21 protein-coding genes are annotated in these 20994 nt (G+C 35.4%); 5 read left to right on the top strand and 16 right to left on the bottom strand.

Annotated elements, in window-relative coordinates; all coding sequences use genetic code 11:
* Window positions 1-127 precede the first annotated feature (127 nt).
* The 5 genes from rplA to rpmG form a co-directional block, all read right to left on the bottom strand.
* Window positions 128-820 (bottom strand): 50S ribosomal protein L1, encoded by a 693-nt coding sequence (rplA, locus tag F3I00_RS01890; RefSeq protein WP_003647774.1) that lies wholly within the window; start codon window positions 818-820, stop codon window positions 128-130.
* 97 nt (window positions 821-917) lie between these two features.
* Window positions 918-1343: a 50S ribosomal protein L11 gene (gene rplK / locus F3I00_RS01885; RefSeq protein ID WP_003651949.1), complete on the bottom strand. Its 426-nt coding sequence runs from the start codon at window positions 1341-1343 to the stop codon at window positions 918-920.
* A 130-nt stretch (window positions 1344-1473) separates the two neighbouring features.
* Window positions 1474-2025, bottom strand: coding sequence for a transcription termination/antitermination protein NusG (gene nusG / locus F3I00_RS01880; RefSeq protein WP_003649415.1), 552 nt, complete (start codon window positions 2023-2025; stop codon window positions 1474-1476).
* Window positions 2026-2120: 95 nt separating this feature from the next.
* A complete protein-coding gene (secE, locus tag F3I00_RS01875) occupies window positions 2121-2291 on the bottom strand; it encodes a preprotein translocase subunit SecE (protein WP_003647777.1) in 171 nt (56 codons plus the stop codon).
* A 7-nt stretch (window positions 2292-2298) separates the two neighbouring features.
* On the bottom strand, window positions 2299-2448 hold the full coding sequence (gene rpmG, locus F3I00_RS01870) for a 50S ribosomal protein L33 (RefSeq protein ID WP_020807809.1): 150 nt from the start codon (window positions 2446-2448) through the stop codon (window positions 2299-2301).
* Between the two features lie 423 nt (window positions 2449-2871).
* Here rpmG and F3I00_RS01865 point away from each other — a divergent pair, with 423 nt between their 5' ends.
* From F3I00_RS01865 to F3I00_RS01845, 5 genes are all read left to right on the top strand, one after another.
* Complete coding sequence (locus F3I00_RS01865; RefSeq protein WP_024273016.1) at window positions 2872-3888, top strand: polyprenyl synthetase family protein; 1017 nt, start codon at window positions 2872-2874, stop codon at window positions 3886-3888.
* A gap of 95 nt (window positions 3889-3983) precedes the next feature.
* Entirely contained in the window at window positions 3984-5231 is a 1248-nt protein-coding gene (locus F3I00_RS01860) for an MFS transporter (RefSeq protein ID WP_020807811.1), read from the top strand.
* Between the two features lie 99 nt (window positions 5232-5330).
* Window positions 5331-7091, top strand: coding sequence for a 1-deoxy-D-xylulose-5-phosphate synthase (locus F3I00_RS01855; RefSeq protein WP_020807812.1), 1761 nt, complete (start codon window positions 5331-5333; stop codon window positions 7089-7091).
* Window positions 7092-7191: 100 nt separating this feature from the next.
* Window positions 7192-8349, top strand: coding sequence for a glycerate kinase (locus F3I00_RS01850; protein WP_024273015.1), 1158 nt, complete (start codon window positions 7192-7194; stop codon window positions 8347-8349).
* An 82-nt stretch (window positions 8350-8431) separates the two neighbouring features.
* On the top strand, window positions 8432-9481 hold the full coding sequence (locus F3I00_RS01845; protein ID WP_024273014.1) for an IS30-like element ISLga1 family transposase: 1050 nt from the start codon (window positions 8432-8434) through the stop codon (window positions 9479-9481).
* A gap of 97 nt (window positions 9482-9578) precedes the next feature.
* Here F3I00_RS01845 and F3I00_RS01840 read toward each other — a convergent pair whose 3' ends face one another.
* The 11 genes from F3I00_RS01840 to gltX form a co-directional block, all read right to left on the bottom strand.
* Window positions 9579-11087 carry a gluconokinase gene (locus F3I00_RS01840; protein ID WP_020807196.1) on the bottom strand — a complete coding sequence of 503 codons (1509 nt, stop codon included), beginning with the start codon at window positions 11085-11087 and terminating at the stop codon, window positions 9579-9581.
* Between the two features lie 122 nt (window positions 11088-11209).
* Window positions 11210-11428, bottom strand: a complete 219-nt coding sequence (locus F3I00_RS01835) for a hypothetical protein (RefSeq protein ID WP_003647785.1) — start codon at window positions 11426-11428, stop codon at window positions 11210-11212.
* Window positions 11429-11495: 67 nt separating this feature from the next.
* Window positions 11496-12053: a sigma-70 family RNA polymerase sigma factor gene (locus F3I00_RS01830; protein WP_003649423.1), complete on the bottom strand. Its 558-nt coding sequence runs from the start codon at window positions 12051-12053 to the stop codon at window positions 11496-11498.
* A gap of 145 nt (window positions 12054-12198) precedes the next feature.
* Complete coding sequence (gene lacG, locus F3I00_RS01825) at window positions 12199-13626, bottom strand: 6-phospho-beta-galactosidase (RefSeq protein WP_020807197.1); 1428 nt, start codon at window positions 13624-13626, stop codon at window positions 12199-12201.
* 10 nt (window positions 13627-13636) lie between these two features.
* Window positions 13637-15340 carry a PTS lactose transporter subunit IIBC gene (locus tag F3I00_RS01820; RefSeq protein WP_020807198.1) on the bottom strand — a complete coding sequence of 568 codons (1704 nt, stop codon included), beginning with the start codon at window positions 15338-15340 and terminating at the stop codon, window positions 13637-13639.
* Window positions 15341-15358: 18 nt separating this feature from the next.
* Window positions 15359-15718, bottom strand: coding sequence for a PTS lactose/cellobiose transporter subunit IIA (locus F3I00_RS01815; RefSeq protein ID WP_003649426.1), 360 nt, complete (start codon window positions 15716-15718; stop codon window positions 15359-15361).
* Between the two features lie 9 nt (window positions 15719-15727).
* On the bottom strand, window positions 15728-16591 hold the full coding sequence (locus tag F3I00_RS01810) for a PRD domain-containing protein (RefSeq protein WP_020807199.1): 864 nt from the start codon (window positions 16589-16591) through the stop codon (window positions 15728-15730).
* 182 nt (window positions 16592-16773) lie between these two features.
* On the bottom strand, window positions 16774-17529 hold the full coding sequence (gene rlmB / locus F3I00_RS01805; protein WP_020807200.1) for a 23S rRNA (guanosine(2251)-2'-O)-methyltransferase RlmB: 756 nt from the start codon (window positions 17527-17529) through the stop codon (window positions 16774-16776).
* Window positions 17516-17959 carry a Mini-ribonuclease 3 gene (locus tag F3I00_RS01800; RefSeq protein WP_003649429.1) on the bottom strand — a complete coding sequence of 148 codons (444 nt, stop codon included), beginning with the start codon at window positions 17957-17959 and terminating at the stop codon, window positions 17516-17518. The genes rlmB and F3I00_RS01800 overlap by 14 nt, the downstream gene beginning before the upstream one ends.
* The gene (cysS, locus tag F3I00_RS01795) at window positions 17952-19364 is read right to left on the bottom strand and encodes a cysteine--tRNA ligase (protein ID WP_020807201.1); all 1413 of its coding nucleotides are present in this window, start codon (window positions 19362-19364) and stop codon (window positions 17952-17954) included. Before cysS ends, F3I00_RS01800 begins: the two co-directional genes overlap by 8 nt.
* A gap of 93 nt (window positions 19365-19457) precedes the next feature.
* A complete protein-coding gene (gltX, locus tag F3I00_RS01790) occupies window positions 19458-20957 on the bottom strand; it encodes a glutamate--tRNA ligase (RefSeq protein WP_003649431.1) in 1500 nt (499 codons plus the stop codon).
* Between the last annotated feature and the right edge of the window lie 37 nt (window positions 20958-20994).

Below are 20994 nucleotides of genomic sequence, written 5' to 3'. Positions count from 1 at the left end.
CTTCACCTCCTGTTCTAAAAATAGCGTATTGTTTAATTCTAACTAAAATCTAATTGTACTTTCAACCTTAGTACAAAAAAAGACTTCACAAATGTGAAGTCTTTTGGCTTAATTAAGTAACTATTAATTAGTCTAAGTTCAATGGATCCAAGTGGATACCAGGGCCAAAGGTTGCAGAAACGGCAACACTCTTAATGTATTGACCCTTAGCTGATGCAGGACGTGCACGAAGAATAACGTCACGTAATGCATCAAAGTTTTGTGCCAACTTATCAGCGTCAAATGAAGCCTTACCGATTGGTGCGTGGATTAAACCTTGCTTATCAACACGGTATTCAACTTGACCTGCTTTTTGGTTTTCAACAGCTTTAGCAACGTCCATAGTAACAGTACCAGTCTTAGGGTTTGGCATTAAGCCCTTAGGTCCTAAGATACGACCTAAACGACCAACCTTAGCCATCATCATTGGAGTAGCAATAACTACATCAAAGTCTAAGTAACCGTTTTGAACTTTTTCTACTAAATCGTCAGAACCAACTTCGTCAGCACCTGCTTCTTTAGCTTGATCAGCTTGTGGACCTTCAGCAAAAACAACAACCTTCTTAGATTTACCAGTACCATTTGGAAGTACCAATGCACCTCTAATTTGTTGATCTGCTTGCTTTGGGTCAACGCTTAAGTTATATGCAACTTCGATAGTTGCGTCAAAGTTTGCGTATGAAGTTTCTTTTGCTAACTTCATAGCTTCATCTACTGAATAAAATTTAGTTGAATCAACTTTTTTAGCTGCTTCTAAATATCTCTTTCCATGCTTTGCCATGTAAAAATCCTCCTGAAAATGTGGTCAAACGAGTCTTCTCAAACTCTCCCACCTTGATTCGTTAATTTTGATTAACGATCCGACGTTCCTAAAAACACTAGTCTTCTACAGTGAAGCCCATGCTTCTAGCAGTACCTTCAATCATGCGCATAGCAGCTTCAACATCTGCAGCGTTTAGATCTTTCATCTTGGTTTCGGCAATTTCCTTAACTTGGTCCTTAGTTACCTTAGCAACCTTCTTAGTGTTAGGTTCACCAGAACCCTTGTCAACCTTAGCAGCCTTCTTTAAAAGAACAGCTGCTGGTGGAGTCTTAGTAATGAATTCGAATGAACGATCTTCATATACTGTAATAACTACAGGGATAATCATACCCTTTTGATCAGCAGTACGTGCATTGAAGTCCTTAGTGAAACCAACAATGTTGATTCCAGCTTGACCCAATGCAGGACCAACTGGAGGTGCAGGAGTTGCTGCACCAGCAGGAATTTGCAGTTTAACTACGTTAATAACTTTCTTTGCCACGGTCAATACCTCCTTGATTCCGTGATGCGGTTATAATGGAGAATTTTCCTTCTTCTCCTCCCACAATAATAAAGATACTCTAATATACTACCAGCAATTACTCAAATTGACAATAGTTAATTAGACTTTATTATTCATCAAATTCTTTTACTTGGTTATAGTCAAGTTCAGCATTTGTTTCTCTGCCGAACATATCAATTGAAACATAAAGTTTATCTTTTTCTGGATTAATTTCAGTAATTTTACCGCTCATGCCGCTAAATGCACCATCGATAATAGTTACTGTTTCACCAACTTCATAGTCAGCTTTTTGCTCCTTAGCTGGTTGTCCTTGAGACTTAAGAATTCTTTCGATTTCTTCATCATATAAAGGAGATGGCTTTGATCCACCACCGTGACTGCCAACAAATCCAGTAACGTTTGGTGTATTTCTAACAACGTACCAACTTTCGTCAGTCATTACCATTTCTACCAAAACGTATCCAGGAAATACCTTTTCATCGACTTCTTGTTTCTTACCACGAACAGTTTCAGTCTTTTGTTCTTCAGGAACAATTACTCGAAAGATATAGTTTTGCATTCCCATTGATTGGGCTCTAGAAAGTAAATCTTTCTTAACTTTTTCTTCGTAGCCAGAATAAGTGTGTAAAACGTACCATTTCTTTTCGCTGGTTTCAACCATTGTCTTTAAACTCCTTAAAATAATACCTTAGTGCAAATAAAAAAACCTCCAAGGGAGGCTTTTTAGCTGATTCAATTATAACACATATACTGTCACTATAAGAACAATTGCGTTAAGTAGCTAAATAATAAATCTAGCAATCCAAGGTAAGCACCAAATAAAATTGAGCTAATTACTACGACCCCGGTATCACGTCTATTTTGTTTCCAAGTTGGCCATGATACCTTTGCCATAGTTTGATTAACACTCTTAAAAAATTTAAACATCGCTTACCTACCTCGTTTCCTTATGCAAAATCTGCTTGCCGCAGTGCTTACAAAACTTCTTAAGTTCAAGTCTTTGCGTTCTATTCTTGCTGGCTGCAATTGAATAATTGCGAGAGCCACATTCAGTACATGCAAGAGCTGCTTTCTTTACTGCCATAAAACCACTCCTAAACTGCATTTATCTTAGCAAAAAAACGTTATTTTAGCAATTACTATCTAAAAAGTAAAGTGTAAGATAAATATATATTGTAAAAAATCAATATCTACTTTTAAATAATGATCCCAGATAGTGTAAAATTATACATTATAAGATCTTATTTAACTAAAAATAAAGATATTTTATATAATCATAAAGAATAGTAAGTCTTGATATATCGCATTTTTTATAATTATCTATTTAGATCTACATCTTCTAGTTCTTAATAATTCAAATTAAAAAATATTGCGGAAAAATAACATCCATTGCTTCAACTTACTTTATTTTTATTCACTTTGACTACTCTTATAACCAATATTCAATGACTGGAAGGATCAAAGACAAAAGACAAGTTAATAACTTAGTCTTTTAATTACCTATACTATGCTAGAAAAAAGAAATAATATCAAAAATAAATTCACTTTTTGGGATAGTTTCCCTCAAGTGCAAAAAGATATGATTGAGATTAATCAGATTATCTTAAAACACATTAATAGCGTTCCCGGTTTATTAGGACAAGCACTAGAAGATACTTTTGCTGTTCCTGGAAAAATGCTCCGCCCTGCTTGTGTAATGCTCTTTGGTGCATTTGGTCCTGACGCTACTCAAAAACATGACGAGCTCCAGAAAATAGCAACTTCTATTGAGACGCTTCATAACGCCACTTTAATTCATGATGATATTATTGATGAATCTAGTATGCGACATGGGCGTCCATCTATTCAAACTAAATACGGCAAACATATCGCCGTTTATGCTGGTGACTATTTATTCGCCCTTTCATTAACGCTTTTAAGCGAAAATGCTCAAAGTTTACACAGCGTAATTGCTGACGGAAAAACAATGCAAAATATCCTAGTTGGCGAAACTGAACAATATAACAATGCCTATAATATCAATATTTCTGAAAAAGAATATTTAAACCAAATTAAGGGCAAAACTGGCGTTTTATTTGGCTTAGCATGTTTTATTGGTGCTTATGAAAGTGGAATTAAAGTAACTAAAGCCTTAAAAGCTAAACAGTTTGGAGAATACCTAGGACAGGCTTTTCAACTAAGAGATGATATTTTAGATTACAAAACTACAAGCTCTACTTTTAAAAAGCCGGTCTTACTTGATGTTAAAGATGGAATCTATTCGGGTCCTTTAATTTTCGCCTTGCAAAACGATGATAATAATCATTTACACGAATTGGTAAAAATGGGAAAAGATCTGACCCAAGATCAATTACATGAAATTGAAAATTTGGTTAATCATCTCGGCGGTGTGGAACGAGCACAAAAGTTAGCTGATCAATATACCGAAAAAGCCCTAGCTAGTCTAAAAAAACATTGGCCAGATAATGAGAATCGTGCTTTGATCGAACAATTAACAGGTAGATTATTAAAAAGACAATATTAAAAGAGCGTTAAGAAGAACGCTCTTTTCTTTTCCTCTAACATTCACTTTCGATATAATATTTGGTTGGATAAATACTCTAGAAAGTAGGATAAGAAGTGAACAAAAAACAAAATACTTCACACTTTTTTGCATGGTGGGTCTTTATTGTCTCATGCTTGATTTCATTAGTTGGCTTCGGTCTAATAGTTAATACAATCGGCCTCTTCTTTGAACCAATTAGTAAGAGTTTCCATGTTGGCCGAGCAAGTGTTGCTTTAATGACCACTCTGCAAAATGCAGCGGCAGCTATTACTCTTTTATTTGCTGGTAAAATTATGACCAAGCTTAATTTACGCTGGCTTTTAACATTCTGTTTTGCCACAATTGGTCTTTCAATGCTAAGTTTGTCTGTAGCACAAAGCTTGACTCATTTTTACATTGCTTGGATCATTATTGGAATTTGTCAGCCAATTGCCATTACCTTATCAATTCCTGTCTTATTAGGGAATTGGTTTAATGAAAAATTAGGTACAGTTATGGGGATTGCACTTGGCGTTTCTGCCTTCGGTGGTACAATCTTTAATCCAATAATTGGTGATATTATTACTAACTTTGGCTGGCGAGGCGGTTTTATTTGTGAAGGTTTACTAATTCTCGGTATTTTAGTTCCCGCTGCAGTATTTTTACGAGAAAAACCTAACGAAAAACACCATGCTTATGGCAAAGTTAAAAATATTCCAGAAAAAGTTCTTGAAACTACTGGTATTAGCCTAAAAGCTGCCTTAAAGACACCAGTCTTCTATGCTCTAGCCTTCGCAATGCTAGCTTTACAATTTGTTTCTGGATCTGTACAGCACATTTCAGGACATATCACTAGTCAAGGTCTGCCTTTAACAATTGGAGCAGCAGTAGTATCCGGTGTAATGCTTGGGGCAGCAGCTGGTAAAATCTCTATTGGTTTTATGCTTGACCGTTTTAATACTCGTCTAACCTTATTAATCTACTCTTTATTTGGTTTACTAGGCTGGAGCGGTGAGATTTTCTTTAAAACTAGTTTGCCTCTTATCGCATCTGCCTTCATTCTAGGATTAGGACAAGGTGTTTGCTTAGTTGCTCTTCCCTACCTTATTCGTGAAGAATTTGGTGCTAAAGATTACAGTACAATTCTTTCTGTCATTAACATGACTGGTGCTTTTGCAATGTCTGCTTCTGTTTACTTAAATGGTCTGTTATTTGATACAACTGGTTCTTACAACTTTGGCTGGGCAATTAACTCCGCAGCTTTTGCCCTTAGTTTTATTGCATTATTCTTGACCCTTAAAAAACAAGCAACCTCTCAAGAATTAGAAGAAAGTATAGATTAAATATATAGATCACTATGCTAACTTTATATTAGTAAAAGCTTACTCATTGACCTACAATAAATGAGTAAGCTTTTTTATTAATGTTGGGGTGAAAAAAACATGAACAAACATCCAGAATTTTTACTGAACAAGATTGAAAGTCCAAAAGATCTTAAAAAATTAGATTTAAAAGAGTTAGAAAAATTAGCTAGTGAGATTAGAACGTTAATCCTAGAAAAAGATGCTGCAGAAGGTGGTCACCTTGGACCAGACCTTGGAATTGTCGAAGCTACAATTGCTTATCATTATGTTTTTGATGCACCAAAGGACAAGATTATTTGGGACGTTTCTCACCAAACTTATCCACATAAGATGTTAACAGGTCGTGCTTATGCCTGGCTTGATCCAGATAAGTATGAAGATGTAACTCCTTATTCAAATCCCGATGAAAGTCCATATGACTATTACGCAGTAGGTCATACATCTACTTCTGTTGCCTTAGCTACAGGGATGGCTAGAGCACGTGACATGATGGGCAAACATGAAAATATTACTGCTTTAATTGGGGATGGTTCATTAACTGGTGGTTTAGCTTTTGAGGGCTTCAATAATGCAGCTGATGAAAAGCACAACTTAATCATTGTTGTTAATGATAATCAAATGTCTATTGATGACAACGTTGGTGGCGTAGTAACTGCCTTAAAGAAATTACGTGAATCAAACGGTCAAGCTGAAGACAATCCATTCACAGCTATGGGGCTTGACTATAAATATGTTGGTCAAGGAAACGATATTAAATCTATGATCGATGCCTTCAAAGCAGTTAAGGATATTGATCATCCAATCGTTTTACACATTAATACTCTCAAGGGTAAGGGATATGAACCAGCAGTTGAAAATGAAGCTAGTCACCACTGGGTCCTTCCATTTGACCTTAAGACTGATAAAACCACTGTTCCTGCACCAAAAACTCCAAATGCAAGTACTGTAATTCTTGATTTATTAAAGAAACATATTGAAAACCAAGAAAATATTCTTGCAATTAATGCTGCTATTCCAGGCGTCTTTGGTTTAGGTGAGATTAAAAAGAATTATCCAAAGAACTACAAGGATGTTGGAATTGCTGAACAAGAATCAGTTGCCTTTGCTGCCGGTGCTGTTAAGGAAGGAATTACGCCAGTTTTATTTGAAAATTCTACTTTCTTACAACGTGCATATGATCAACTTTCTCACGATGTTGCTGCTAATGACTTACCAGTCGTAATGATTGTTGCTGGTGGTGGAATTACTGCTGCTTCTAAAACTCATTTAGGTATTTTCGACAATACAATGGTTGCAAATTGGCCTAACTGGGAATACTTGGCTCCTACTACCTTGAATGAATTAAAATCAATGCTCGAATGGGCAGTTAAGCAAAGAAAGCATCCCGTAGCAATTAAGTCACCAGTTAACCCACTTCCTGAAGGCAACGTAGTTAGTGAAGATTACTCAACTATTCACTATGATGTTAAATCTGGTTCTAAAGTAGCAATTATTGGTTTAGGCGACTTTTATCAATTAGGTGAAAAAGTAGTGGATTTACTAAAGAAAGACAATATCAACGCCACTTTAATTAATCCAAAATCTGCTGCTCACCTTGATACTGATACTTTAGATGACCTACAAAAAGATCACGAATTAGTTGTTACTCTTGAAGATAATAGTATTGATGGTGGTTTTGGTCAAAAAGTCGCAAGCTATTACGGACCAACTAAGATGATGGTTAAGAATTACGGTGCTAAGAAAGAATACACTGATAACGAACCAAAAGGATCTATTTATAAGCGTGATCATTTGATGCCAGAGCAAATTGCCAGTGAAGTTTTGGAGATAATTAAATAATTTAGATATTTTTGTCAAAAGGTGTAAATTGTACTTAAGGTTGTACAGTTTACACCCTTTTTTATTGAAAAATATTTTACTAAACAGAAAAGGTAGATTTATGAAAATTATCATCGCACCTGATTCATTTAAAGGCTCACTTACTGCAAAAGAAGTCGCTAATTCCATTTATACTGGCCTAAAACGAGCCCTCCCTTCTGCCGAATACATTGAAATTCCAATGGCTGACGGCGGTGAAGGTACAATGCAAGCCTTAGTGGATGCCACAAATGGAAAAATTTTTACTAAATCAGTTACCGGTCTTTTAAATACTTCTGTCACTGCTCATTATGGTATTTTAGGCGACAAAGAAACTGCTGTCATCGAAATGGCCGAAGCAGCAGGTCTGCAATATGTTAATGATCAAAATAAAAATCCATTAATAACTACTACTTACGGTGTTGGAGAATTAATTAAAACAGTTCTAGACACAGGAATTAGAAAAATAATTATTGGTCTAGGAGGAAGCAGTACTAACGATGGCGGTGCTGGAATGGCTCAAGCACTTGGTGTTAAATTACTTAATTTACAGGACCAAGAGCTTCCTCTAGGCGGTGGAAACTTAAATCATCTAGTAAGAATTGATAACTCTAAAATTGATCCTCGGCTAAAAAATACCGAAATTATTTTAGCTAGCGACGTAACCAACCCACTTACAGGTAAAAATGGTGCTTCTTTCGTCTTCGGTCCGCAAAAAGGAGCTACGCCTGAAATGGTAGAAGAATTAGATCAAAATTTACATCATTTTGCTGCTGTTGTACGAAGAGATCTGAATAAGAATTATGAGAATACTCCTGGTGCCGGAGCTGCTGGTGGCCTTGGCTTTGGTTTACTCACCTTTACAAATGCTACTATCCAGTCTGGCGTTGAAGCCGTACTTGAAATGACCCATTTCAAAGAAAAAACACAGAATGCAGACTTTATTTTTACCGGCGAAGGAGCAACTGACTTTCAAACCAAATTTGGTAAAACTCCCTACGGAGTTGCCAAAGCAGCTAAAGAAGTGGCACCGAATTCTACTGTAATCTGTCTAACTGGAAATATTGGTGAAAAGGTTGATGAACTCTATGGACCAATTGATGCAATTTTTGCGACAGAAAATGGCGCTAAAGATTTAAAGCAAGCAATTAAGGACAGTCAGCATGATCTCACTCAGATTAGTGAAAATATTGGCCGGTTGATTAAAAATATTTATCCGTTGATTGTAAAATCAAATTGAACACTTTAGAAAAATAAAAAGTCCATTCGGACCTGTTTGATAGAATGTTAATAACCACAAAAACTTTCTATTGGAGGTCAAAATGGACTCTTTACATTCTACCATGAATCGGCACGTTAAAGGAAAGCATTTATCATTTGAAGAGCGAGTTATTATTCAATTGCGTTTGAAAGATGGCTGCTCTTTGCGTGCAATTGCTCGTGAACTCAACTGTTCTCCTTCTACTATCAGTTATGAGGTTAAACGTGGCACTGTAAAACTGTATCATGGTAAAGTCAAAAGATACAAGGCTACTCAAGGACATGATGTATATCAAGCTCATCGTAAAAATTGTGGGCGTAAATCAGACTTTCTCAAAAAAAATCAATTTATTCACTATGTCCACAAACATTTCTTTAAAGACGGTTGGTCGCTTGATGTTTGCAGTAATCGTGCCACTGTTGCTGGCGAATTCTCTAGCAGCGATGTTGTCTGCACCAAAACTCTTTATAATTACGTTGATAAGGGCTTATTAGGCATTTATAATTACGACTTGCCTGAGAAGCTTAAACGCAATACCAAGCTTCATCGTGTTCGCAAAAACAAGAAAAAGCTTGGCAGAAGTATTGAAGAACGTCCAAAAGAAATTAGTGAACGTAATGAATTCGGTCATTGGGAATGCGATTTGGTCCTTGGACATAAGACTAAAGATGATGAAGTGCTGTTAACCTTATCTGAGCGCATGAGTCGTGAATTCTTAATTATTCGTATTCCCGACAAGACTTCTATCAGTGTCATGCAGGCCTTTAAAGAACTCCAAAGACAATACAGTGAACACTGGAATGATATTTTTAAAACTATTACCACTGATAATGGTTCAGAATTTGCGGATCTGTACAACCTAGAAGAAGCATCCAATACACTGGTTTACTATGCCCATCCTTACACTTCTTGTGATAAGGGAACAGTTGAAAGACACAATGGTCTTATTCGCAGATTCATTCCTAAAGGAGAAGCAATAGCTAACTATTCTTTACAAAATATCATTGACATTGAAACCTGGTGCAACTCATTGCCAAGAAAAATTTTAGCTTATCACACACCAGATGAAATCTTTGAAAGAGAATTAGATCGAATCTATCAAGCAGCTTAACTAAAAGTGTTCAATTTATTATTGCAATTTACGAAAAATATTTATCTATAAACAAAAAATGATCATTTAGTTTTTATGCTAAACGATCATTTTTAATTTATTCAAATAATCTAGGATATTTTTCTTGAAAACTTGCTATTTTTTCATAACTTTGATCTAAATCGTGCTCAACTTCACGATAGATGGGAATAATATCTTGATAAACTGCAACATTTTTAGGATTAGGAAAATAAACCTTGCTCTCATCAATTTTCTTAGCGATTTTTTCTAAATTTGCTTCTCTTTTCATCCCCACTTGTGCCAAAAACATTGCTGCTAAAGTTCCGCTTTGGTCATTTTTAATTATAATTACTGGCAAATTAAAAATATCGGCAATTAGCTGTCTCACAAAATCACTCTTTACAAAACCACCAGTCACTCTTAGTGCCTCTGGTTTACCAATTTTTTCACATAAGCCTCTAGCTGCACCCAAAAGATTAAAAACAATTCCTTCTAAAACACTGCGTGCCATTTGCGGCTTAGTGTGATTTCTAGTGAGTCCAATAAAAGATCCACGCGCCTGGGCATTCCAAATTGGAGCCCGTTCCCCGCCCAAGTAAGGATGAAAGATCAACCCATTGCTTCCAGCAGGGACACTTTCTGCCACATTGATAAAATCTTCAGCTGTCTGATCAGGACCGAAAATTGTCTTTCTAGCCCATTCAAATACTATACCGCCATTATTTACTGGTCCACCCAATAGGTAGTGCTTCTTATCTACTGGATAACAAAAGAAACGATTTTCTGAATCAACTATCGCCTTTGGTGCAATTACTCTCACAGCACCTGATGTACCAACATTTAAAGCAAAAGATTTATCATTTAGAACTCCAACCCCAATTGTTGATAAATATCCATCACTTGCACCTAAAATAATTTTGGTCTGATCAGTTAATCCTAATTTTTGAATATAATTGGGGATTATTCCTCCCACAACAGTCTCTGGTTTATCTAGGATTGGCAGTTTTTCTTTTTCTAAAGTGATCTGGCTAAGTAAATCTTCATCCCAAGATAAATTATTTAAGTTCAGCAATCCCGTCCCAGCTGCCATTGTTGTATCTGTCATTATTTTTCCGGTTAAACGCCAGATAATGTATTCTTTAATTCCAATCCACTTTTGCACCTGTGCAAAAAGCTCTGGCTTTTTTTCTTTAATCCACAATAGCTTATACACAGGAGCCATTGGATGAGGCGGCATTCCGGTTCGCTGATAAATACTATTAGCTAATCCACTCTTCTTTGCAGCAGTTACAACTTCTCTACTGCGGTTATCAGCCCAAGTAATACTATTAGTTAATAATTGATTATTTTTACCAAGTCCAATTAAGCTATGCATTTGACTTGACCACGAAATTGCCTTTACTTTTCCTGAAGCCTTTTTACTTAAGTCAAAAATAATCTTTTGCACAGCATCAAAAATTACTTGCGGATCTTCTTCAGCTTGATCCACTTTTTCCTGAATTAAGGGATACGGAATTGTTGATTCTGCAATCTTTTTACCATTTTCTTGATATAAAACTCCCTTACTTGCTGTTGTGCCAATATCCATTCCAATAATATAGTCCATTCTACCGCCCCTTTCTTTTAAAATATATTTTCTCATAAAAAAAGAACAATCCCTAGAGATTGTTCTTTGGTGGTCAAACAATGCGTGACCACGGTGCGTAGAATTATTGTTTTTAGGTGATGTTACTTCTTAAGATTTTCGTTGACGAAGGCTTCGATCTTATCGTCAGAGTCTTTCAAGAACGGAAGCATGTCACTTTCCGTCTTCATGGTATCTCTACCATTCTTTTCCATAAAGTAGTCCCATAGTGCATCTCTAACAGGGATGTCAGAGTCGCTCCAATCAAAAACTTCCTTCATGTGACGGTCTAACAATTCTGTCTTAATAACTTCATCTGCCATCTTAAAATTACCTCCTAAATAAATTCTACAAATATTATTATAGTCTTTTTATCACCTCTATGCGAATTTAAAACAATTCTTTTTGCATTTTTGCTTTGCAGCGAGCCTTTGCTTGCAATAATTGATAACGGCTATATTTTGTTTTCTGACTTGCCTCTTCGATCGTTAATTCTCCTAAAAAAACTTTTAGAGCAATTACTTCTTTATCAGAAAGCTTTTTAATAAACTTTTGATACATTTCTTTTCGAGGCGTGATATGCATTTCTTCGACTTCTTCTTTAATTAAATTTTTCTGCACTACATTGTCGTAAGAAATTGATTTAGTAAAAGCGGTCCTTTTTTGGGCTAGTTCATACCTTAAAAGCGATCTTAAATGATTATAGAATTTTGTTCGATAGTAGGCACCAAAATTATCTGCTCGATCTTCATCATATGTGCAGCAACTCTGATAACACATAATTAACGCTTCTTGTTCCCAGTCATCGTTATCAAAATTACGAATGAAAAAATTCATTTTAGCGCCATTGATTAAAGGCCGGTAGCGATCCAAAAGCTCATGTAAAGCCTTCATATCTTGCTTTTCTTTCACCCTTCTAATCAAGTAAACTTCATTCACTTTTTCCATCTCAGGAAATTCCTCCTTTTTCTATTTGATAATCAGAATAAAAAAAGAATGAATTCTTTCTAAGGGAACGAATGTTTATAGGATACAAGTATAGTAAAGTTGTGCTTCGTTTCGGAACGATAACTTCTTATCTGTTAAGAAATTATTATTGCATAGTCTTACTTAGGGCCTTAAACCACAAGGCGCTTCTTTTTAAATGCCTATCTTGACTAGCGAAATCCACATAAATTAAGCCGTAACGTTTATTATAGCCATTTGACCATGAAAATTGATCTTGTAAAGACCAAAGGAAATATCCTTGCACATTAACTCCTTCATTTCGAGCCTTTAAGATAGCTGCCAAATGTTGGTCAATAAAATCAATTCGGTAATCATCATCAAGATACTGTTTCGACCTATCCCACGCTTCTTTTGCACCCATTCCATTTTCAGTTATATAGATCACAGGATAGTCAGGATAATCGTGTTCTATTCTCTTTAGTACGTCATATAGCCCTTCAGGATATATATTCCAGTCCCAATCTGTTGTCGGAATAGCGGGATTTCGCACATCTTTACCAACCCCATGAAAGGCAAAAATACTACTACCTTTTTTTCCATTACCGTTATGATAAGTTTCACTTGGTCCTTCATAACTAGCAACGGTTTGATTTTGATAATAATTAATCCCCAGCATATCATTCTGTTTACTTGCTTGTTTGAGAATCTCAAGATCTTCAGGAAGAATCTTTAATTCAGCATTATTTGCAACTAAAATTTCCTTAATTAAATGCTGCGTTCGATCAGAATAAAAACCTAATAAGGTTCCATCTAATAAAAAGCGATTCATAAATGCATCTCTTAAATCAGCTGCATGTCGATCTGCTTCTGAATTTGTTGCTGGATAAACAGGTTGAATCACATGAATTAACCCAATTCGTCCCTTATATCCTTTAGCTTTAAAGAGATTAACTACTTTTGCATGTGCTACTAATTCATTATGCTGAGCCTGAATTGCATCAGAAACATCAAATAACTTATTAGGGGGAAAAGTGCCTTGAATATACTGACACATAGCTAATGAAATCAATTCATTAATCGTAAACCAATTATCAACCTCGGCGAATTCTTGAAAACAAAAGTCTGCATATTTTACAAATTCATTGATCATTTCTCTATTAAGCCAATCACCTTGATCAAACAAAGTCTTAGGGCTGTCAAAATGATGTAGTGTTACATATGGTACTAAATTATTTTTTAAGCATTCATGAAAAAGTCGATGATAGTATTTAACCCCTGCTTCATTTGGCTTGTTCGTTACATAACCATTAGGGAAAATACGAGTCCAAGCAATCGAAATACGAACTGCATTTAGCCCCAGATTATGGGCCAATTTTAAGTCTTCTGGATAACGATGATAAAAATCACAAGCAGGATTGGGTGAGAAATTTCCTTGACTTTTCAAATAGTCATCCCACATAATCTTTCCTTTACCATCTAAATTTGTATTTCCTTCAACCTGGTAAGCCGCAGTGGCTGCACCCCATACAAAATTCTTGGGTAACTTTTTTACCCTTTTCAATAAAGTTGACATACTGCCTCCGTCATTTATTAATATCATTGATTAATAGTTTCAAACATTCATTAGCATGTTGCGTCATATAAATATATTGCTTCCCAGTAGTGGTAATCATACGAGCATTATTTTGTTTACATTCCTTTGCAAGTTCATCTTTCATGGTATCCATTTGCGGCGCTAAAATTACTACATCCATTCCAGATATTAAATCATGATGTGATCCAAATGCAGCAGCTGCTGCATTTAAAGGTAATTTATCTTCTTTAGCTAACTTATTAAGTGACTTAGCTAAAATTCCAGATGTCCCACCGCCGGCACATAAAACTAAAACATTGAGTGCTTGTTGATCTTTAGTTTTGCCAAGTGGAATTTCAGATTCATTAAATTTAGGTTCAGCAGACGTTACAACCGATTTTTTATCATCTTTTTCTTCAAGTTCTTCCTTTTTTTCTTCTTGGGCTAGCATTGAAGCGTCATAAGCCTTAAAAAATGGATAATACAATAATGAATCAATTACTAGTAATAAAATTCCTAGTAATAAAGCCAAAATATTAAAACCAGTTCCCATCCACAATCCTAATGTTGGCGGCGTGGTCCATGGTAAGTTGTAAATAAATGACGGCATATGAAGCACATCAACAAAAATTTTAAAGATCCAAACATTAAGAATTGGCGCAAAAATAAAAGGTATAAAGAAAATCGGATTCAAGATTAATGGAGCACCAAACAATATAGGCTCATTAACACCAAAAATAACTGGAATTGTTGATGCACGTCCAACTGCTTTTAATTGTTTAGACTTAGATAAAAAAGCAAACATAAACGTTACTACTAAAGTTGCTCCAGTTCCTCCTAAAGTAGCAACAAACATTTGAATTCCTTGTGACAAAATATGATTAGCGCCTTGAATATTTCCAGAATTAAATGCTCTTAAATTAGCTTCAACATTGGTTAGGTATATTGCCGTAACTGCTGGTTCAACGATTGAGGGCCCTTGAATTCCGATAAACCAGAAAAACGCCATTGCACCATAAATAATTGCTAACCCAACATACCCATCCGCTGCGGTAAAAAGTGGAGTTAGGCTTTTAATTATCCAAGCTGCCAAATTCATATTAGTTAAAGCTCTAAAAATTAGCGTAAATGCCCAAAAGAAAGTAGTTGCTAAAGCAAACGGAATAATATTCTTAAAAGCTTGAGCAATATTTTGAGGTACTACATCAGGTAGCGTGATCGTGACATTATGTTTAAAACAAAAATAATAAATATTAGGTACAATAAATGCTACTAAGAAGGCACAAATTAATCCTTTAGTTCCAATCATATCAGTAGCTAAATATAAATTTCCTTTATTTAACAAAGTATCTATTGCCACAAATGCAAAGGAAATTTGAGCTGTATATTGAACTCCAGCAACTGGAATTTGATTAGTTTTTGGCAACTTTAGATTTAAACTTCCAGTTAAGGCCTTAGCTACAGTAGAAGCGGCCATTAAGGACAAAAAGCCCATTGATAAGTTATAAAATAAATTTAAAGCTGTAGCTACTTTTTTAGGCCAAACAAATCCCCAAATTTGAGGCACATTAGCAATTAACAAGAAAAAACTTGAAAAGATAATAATTGGCATTAACGCGATAAAGCCATCACGAATTGCTCTTAAATATTGATTAGTCGCAACTTTTCTAAAAAATGGCTGCGCTTTTTCAATTCTTTTTACCAACCCATCCATTTTTACTCCTCCATTTATTTAGTTCATTTCTTCTTTAAGCTGCTCAATTTCAGCTCGCAAAGCTAAATTTTGCTTATACAAATCAATGAAATATTTAACTTCATCACGTAAAAGCATTGTTGTCATTAGTGTATCTTGCCCATGAGACATAATAAAAGTTGTTTCTAATTCTTCTCCATTAGCTTCTTGACTCATTAACTTAGTCTGTGCATTATGCGCATCTACTAATGAATTATTTGCTTCTTCAATCAACTTTTCAGCTTTTTCAAATTTTCCTTCACGAGCTAATTTAAGAGCATTTAACAAGTCTGTTTTTGCGTCTCCAGCATAAGCAACAATTGTAAATCCAACCATCGAAATTTCTTCTTTACTAACCATCTTTTTCTCCTAGTATTTTGAACTTTTCTCATAAATTCTTTGAATATGAACAATTAAATACAACTTTTCCTCATCCGATATTTCCCATTGAAAATCTTGTTTCAACTGTTCATCTATTTCTTTTACTACTGCAAATGATTCCGGATATTCGGATATTAATTCATCCTTTACTTTTTTAGTAATATCCGATGAGCGAAATTTTTCTCCCTGCTCTAATCTCCTGAAAAGATATTGCAAATGAATCATAAAACGCTCATATTCATCATTATTACTAGCTAATCGATAAATATTATGTTGATCAAGGATCACCTGAACTATATGCAGCATTTCTTCAATGTTGATCATATTTTTTGGTTGATTAAACTGCTTTTTTTCAGGAATCTTTGCATTAATTAAATGCAACATAATATTTTTTCTTTCTGATACCGGCAAATTAATTTTTAGATCCCGTTCAATTATTTTTACGCTTTCTTGTGCAATTTTATTTTCCAGAGGATATTCATCTTTAATATCAGGGATTTGACTTGCTTGATAAGTATTATCCAAGATTCGATGATATACTCCTAAAATATGCTCGCTCAACGACAAGTAAAAATAATCAAATAATTCATAGTGATACTTTCTATGTGCGTGATCAACGACATGCATAGTAGTTACAGCAATATCTACTGGTGTATTCTTTAATAATGAGAAAATAGTCCGTTTTGTTGCACTATTTTCAAGATAAAAAATATTTTCAACTTTACTCGTATCTATCTCCTTTCCTTCAGTTTTTTTAAAAGCAATTCCGTTTCCGACTACAACTGCTTCACGATTATTGCCTAGCTCAACCAAAGCTGAATTATTATTAAACACGCGCTTGATCAACAACAATTCTCCCCACCTCCTTAAAAAAGGATAAAAAAAGACTACTGAATGAACTCCACTAACGTATTGCTAGTTAGAGTTATTCAGTAGTCTCGCCTAATCCAATAGTAACAATCTACTTTTTCAATCTCTTACTGATTGTTATCATATCAGGTTCAGTTAATATATGCAAGCGTTTTCCTATATTTTTATTTTTCTGGATGACGGCTATTAAACATCCCATAAAGTAAAACACCAGTTGCTACACTAGCATTTAGCGATTGAACATGTCCAACCATCGGGATCGTTAAAGTTTGATCCATTTGCTTTAAAAGAAGAGGTGAAATTCCTTTACCTTCATTGCCGATTACAAGTACAGTCTTACCATTAGCATTCCACTTACGGTAATCTTCACCTTTCATGGCAGTACCAAAGATCCAGTAGCCGCGCTTTTTAAGCATTTTAGTAGTTTGTACTAAATTATTAACTCGAGCAACTGGAACATAGTCAATAGCACCAGTTGAAGTCTTAGCAACAACAGAAGTTAAGCCAGTTGCTCTTCTTTTTGGAATAATTACTGCATCAACGCCTGTTGCATCACAAGTTCTTAAGATTGAACCCAAATTATGAGGATCTTCAATTGAATCAAGCATTAAAATAAAGGGATCTTTCCCATCTTGGTCAAATTTATCAAGAAGCTTATCTAAATCCGCATATTCAAATGGAGCGACTGTTAAAACTAATCCTTGGTGGTTTTCATGATTAACCATTTGATCCAATTTATTTTTCGGAGCATTCTGCACAACTAAATTCTTTTTACGTGCTAATTGATAAACTTGATTAGCAAATTCTTCTTGAACGCCATTTTGTAAAAAAACTTTATTAATTAAGTTAGCATCTTGCGTCTTTAAGAAGTCGATTCCTGCATGACGTCCATACACAAACTCATCATTATTCGAACTCATAGTTGTCTAATCCTCCCTGCTCTACTTGGTCAATGCACCAATTTGCTAGCTCATCAACACGCTCTTTTTTGCCTAATAAATCTAAATAGCCAAACATTGCTTCAAAACCAGTTGATAACTTATAAGTATTGATCGAAGTATTTTTAGCGTGGGTATGACTTTTAGCATTTCTTCCACGCTTAAAGGCTGCTAATTCATTTTCATCAAGCATATTTAAGTCTTGCATCTTTGTAATCAAAGCAGCTTGAGCTTTAGCTGAAACATAGTGCGTTGCATATCTTTGAAGCATTTGTGGTTTCACAATACCGCCTTTCACAAGGTGGCGTCTAATATAAACTTCATACACTCCATCACCTAAATAAGCTAGGGTAAGCGGTCCTAAGGCATCTGGATTAGTCTTTTTTTCTGTCAAAACCTTTGGTTTAAGCACGGTGCCACCTCGTTCCTTGTGGGGTATCTTCAATTACAATGCCTTTTGCTTGTAGTTCATCTCTTAAACGATCACTTTCAGCCCAGTTTTTATTTTTACGAGCTTCATCACGTTTAGCAACCATAACTTCGATCTCGTCATCGTCATCAGCCTGCTTTTCATTAAAGCTAACACCAAAAATTTCAAGCCAATCAAGCAACAATTTCTTGGCCTTTTTTAAAGCAGGTTTATCCACTTGATCTTTTTGAAGATGCGTATTTAGGTTTGAAGCTAGGTCATACATAATGCTCAAAGCATTTTGAACATTAAAATCGTCATCCATTGCTTCAATAAACTCAGCCTTTGCCTGCGTTAAATTATCCCTTAAAGTATTATCTTCAAGAGGTTCTTGCTCATCTGCTAAGCGAGCATCAAGATTACGCAAGGTATTTTGATAACGTTTAAGAACAGTCTCTGCTTGTTTTAAACCGTCTTCAGAATAATTAATTGGACGACGGTATTGAACACTAGACATATAGAAACGTAAAACTTGTGGATCAATTTCCTTTAAAATGTCATGCACTGTAACAAAGTTATGTAGTGACTTTGACATTTTTTCTTGTTTTTTACCCACAGTTACAAAACCGTTGTGCATCCAATAATTAACAAATTTCTTACCAGTTTTAGCTTCACTTTGAGCGATTTCATTTTCATGATGTGGAAATTCTAAGTCTTGACCACCGCCGTGAATATCAATCGTCTCACCGAGATACTTAGTTGACATTACTGAACACTCAATATGCCAACCTGGACGCCCCTTTCCCCATGGAGAATCCCAAGCAATTTCATCGTCTTCTTTTTGAGCTTTCCATAAGGCAAAATCAATTGGATCTTCCTTCTTATTTTGTTCTTCTTCATTAATATGTTCAGAAGCACCTTCTTCAAGTTCAGCAATATTTTGATCGCTTAATTGACCGTAGTGAGGGAACTTTTTAGCACGATAATAAACATCCCCGTCAACTTCATAAGCAAAGCCCTTATCAATTAGGTCTTGAACAAAATCAATAATTTCTTTAATTTCATGAGTGGCTCTAGGATGAAGAGTAGCTGGCTCAATATTTAATGCCTCTGTATCCTCCATAAAAGCCTTAATATAGCGGTCAGCAAGTTCACCTACAGTCGTATGTTCTTTGCGGGCTTCATTAATCATCTTATCGTCAACATCTGTAAAGTTAGAAACATATTTCACATCATAGCCGCGATATTCAAAATATCTACGAATTGTATCGAATGCAATCACGCTACGGGCATTTCCAATATGAATATAGTTATAAACAGTTGGTCCACAGACATACATGCTTACTTTACCAGCTACTAATGGCTTAAACTCTTCTTTTTGCCGAGTTAAAGTATTAAAGACCTTCATGATCATCCTTCTTTCACTTAAGACATTTATTTCCTAGTATATTCTAACAAAAAAAGCTACGCTTTCACGTAGCTTTAACTTTATCAGAATTAATTAAAGACCTAAATCGCTTAATTGCTTCAAAGTTAAATCAATGTGCTTGTTAACTTTTTCTTTACCCATTAATTCAATAGCTTCACCGATACCAGGTCCAACCATTGAACGAGTAGCAGCAATTCGAATTGGCATAAATAATTTTCTACCCTTAACGCCAGTTTCATGACGAGTAGCTTGAATTGCGTTCATTACTTGAACAGCAGTAAAGCGAGGAATTGCATTTAATTGTTTCTTGAATTCTTCAATTACAGGACGAGCGTCGTCTTTCTTAATCTCTTCGATTTCTGCATCAGATAATTCTGGAGCTTCTTCAAAGAAGATCTTAGTAATATCAACAATCTGCTTAGTGTAAGACATTTGAACAGCGTAAATATTTACCAATTGACGAACCCATTCCATCTTTTCAGGTGAAATTTCTTTGCCAACCAATCCTGCTTCTTGTAAGTTGTTCAAAGCAAGATCTAATAAAACATCACGATCGGCTTTCTTAACGTATTGGTTATTAATCCATTCAAGCTTCTTTTGATCAAAAGCAGCTGGTGACTTAGATAAACGCTTAGGATCAAATGACTTAATTAGTTCTCTTTGTGAGAAAATTTCGCTTTCACCTACAGGTGACCAACCAAGCAAAGTAATAAAGTTAAACATTGCTTCTGGCAAGTAACCAAGGTCACGATATTGTTCAATAAATTGAAGAACTGATTCGTCACGCTTAGAAAGCTTCTTACCAGTTTCAGAGTTAATGATCAAAGTCATATGACCAAACTTAGGTGGTTCCCAGCCAAGTGCTTCATAAACTACTAATTGCTTAGGAGTATTAGCTACGTGGTCGTCTCCTCTAAGAACGTGAGTAATTTCCATTAAGTGGTCATCAATTACAACTGCGAAGTTATAAGTTGGCATACCATCACGTTTTTGGATAACAAAGTCGCCACCAATAGTATCAGATTCAAATGATACTTTACCCTTAACCATATCATCCCAAGCATAAGTTCTATTTTCGGGAATGTGAATACGAACAACTGGCTTTAAGCCTTTTGCTTCTGCATCTGCTTGAGCTTGCTTAATTTCATCAGCGGTCATACCTTCGTATTCATAAGTGTAGTGAGGAGCAATTCCCATTGCACGTTGTTCTTCACGTTGTGCTTCTAGTTCTTCCTCAGTCTTGTATGAATAGTAAGCCTTACCTTCATCAATTAATTGCTTAATGTATTTATTGTAAATATCTTTACGCTCTGATTGGCGGTAAGGGCCAAAGTCGCCGCCCTTATCAGGACCTTCATCCCAGTCAATACCTAACCAGTGCAAGTTCTCCATTTGGGACTTAGAACCGCCTTCAACATTACGTTTTTGGTCAGTATCTTCAATTCTTAAGACCATAGTCCCTTTATTATGACGTGCAAATAAATAGTTAAATAATGCAGTACGTGCGTTACCAATATGCAAGTGACCTGTTGGACTTGGTGCGTAACGAACACGGATTTTTTGTTTTGCCAAAATTAAAGCGCCTCTTTCAAAATTTATTAAAATTCAT

The sequence above is a fragment of the Lactobacillus sp. JM1 genome (assembly GCF_009834385.1).
In the GTDB taxonomy this organism is placed as follows: Bacteria; Bacillota; Bacilli; order Lactobacillales; family Lactobacillaceae; genus Lactobacillus; species Lactobacillus paragasseri.
The sequence above is the reverse complement of the archived record's forward strand: the minus strand, read 5'-3'. Positions and strand labels throughout refer to the sequence as shown.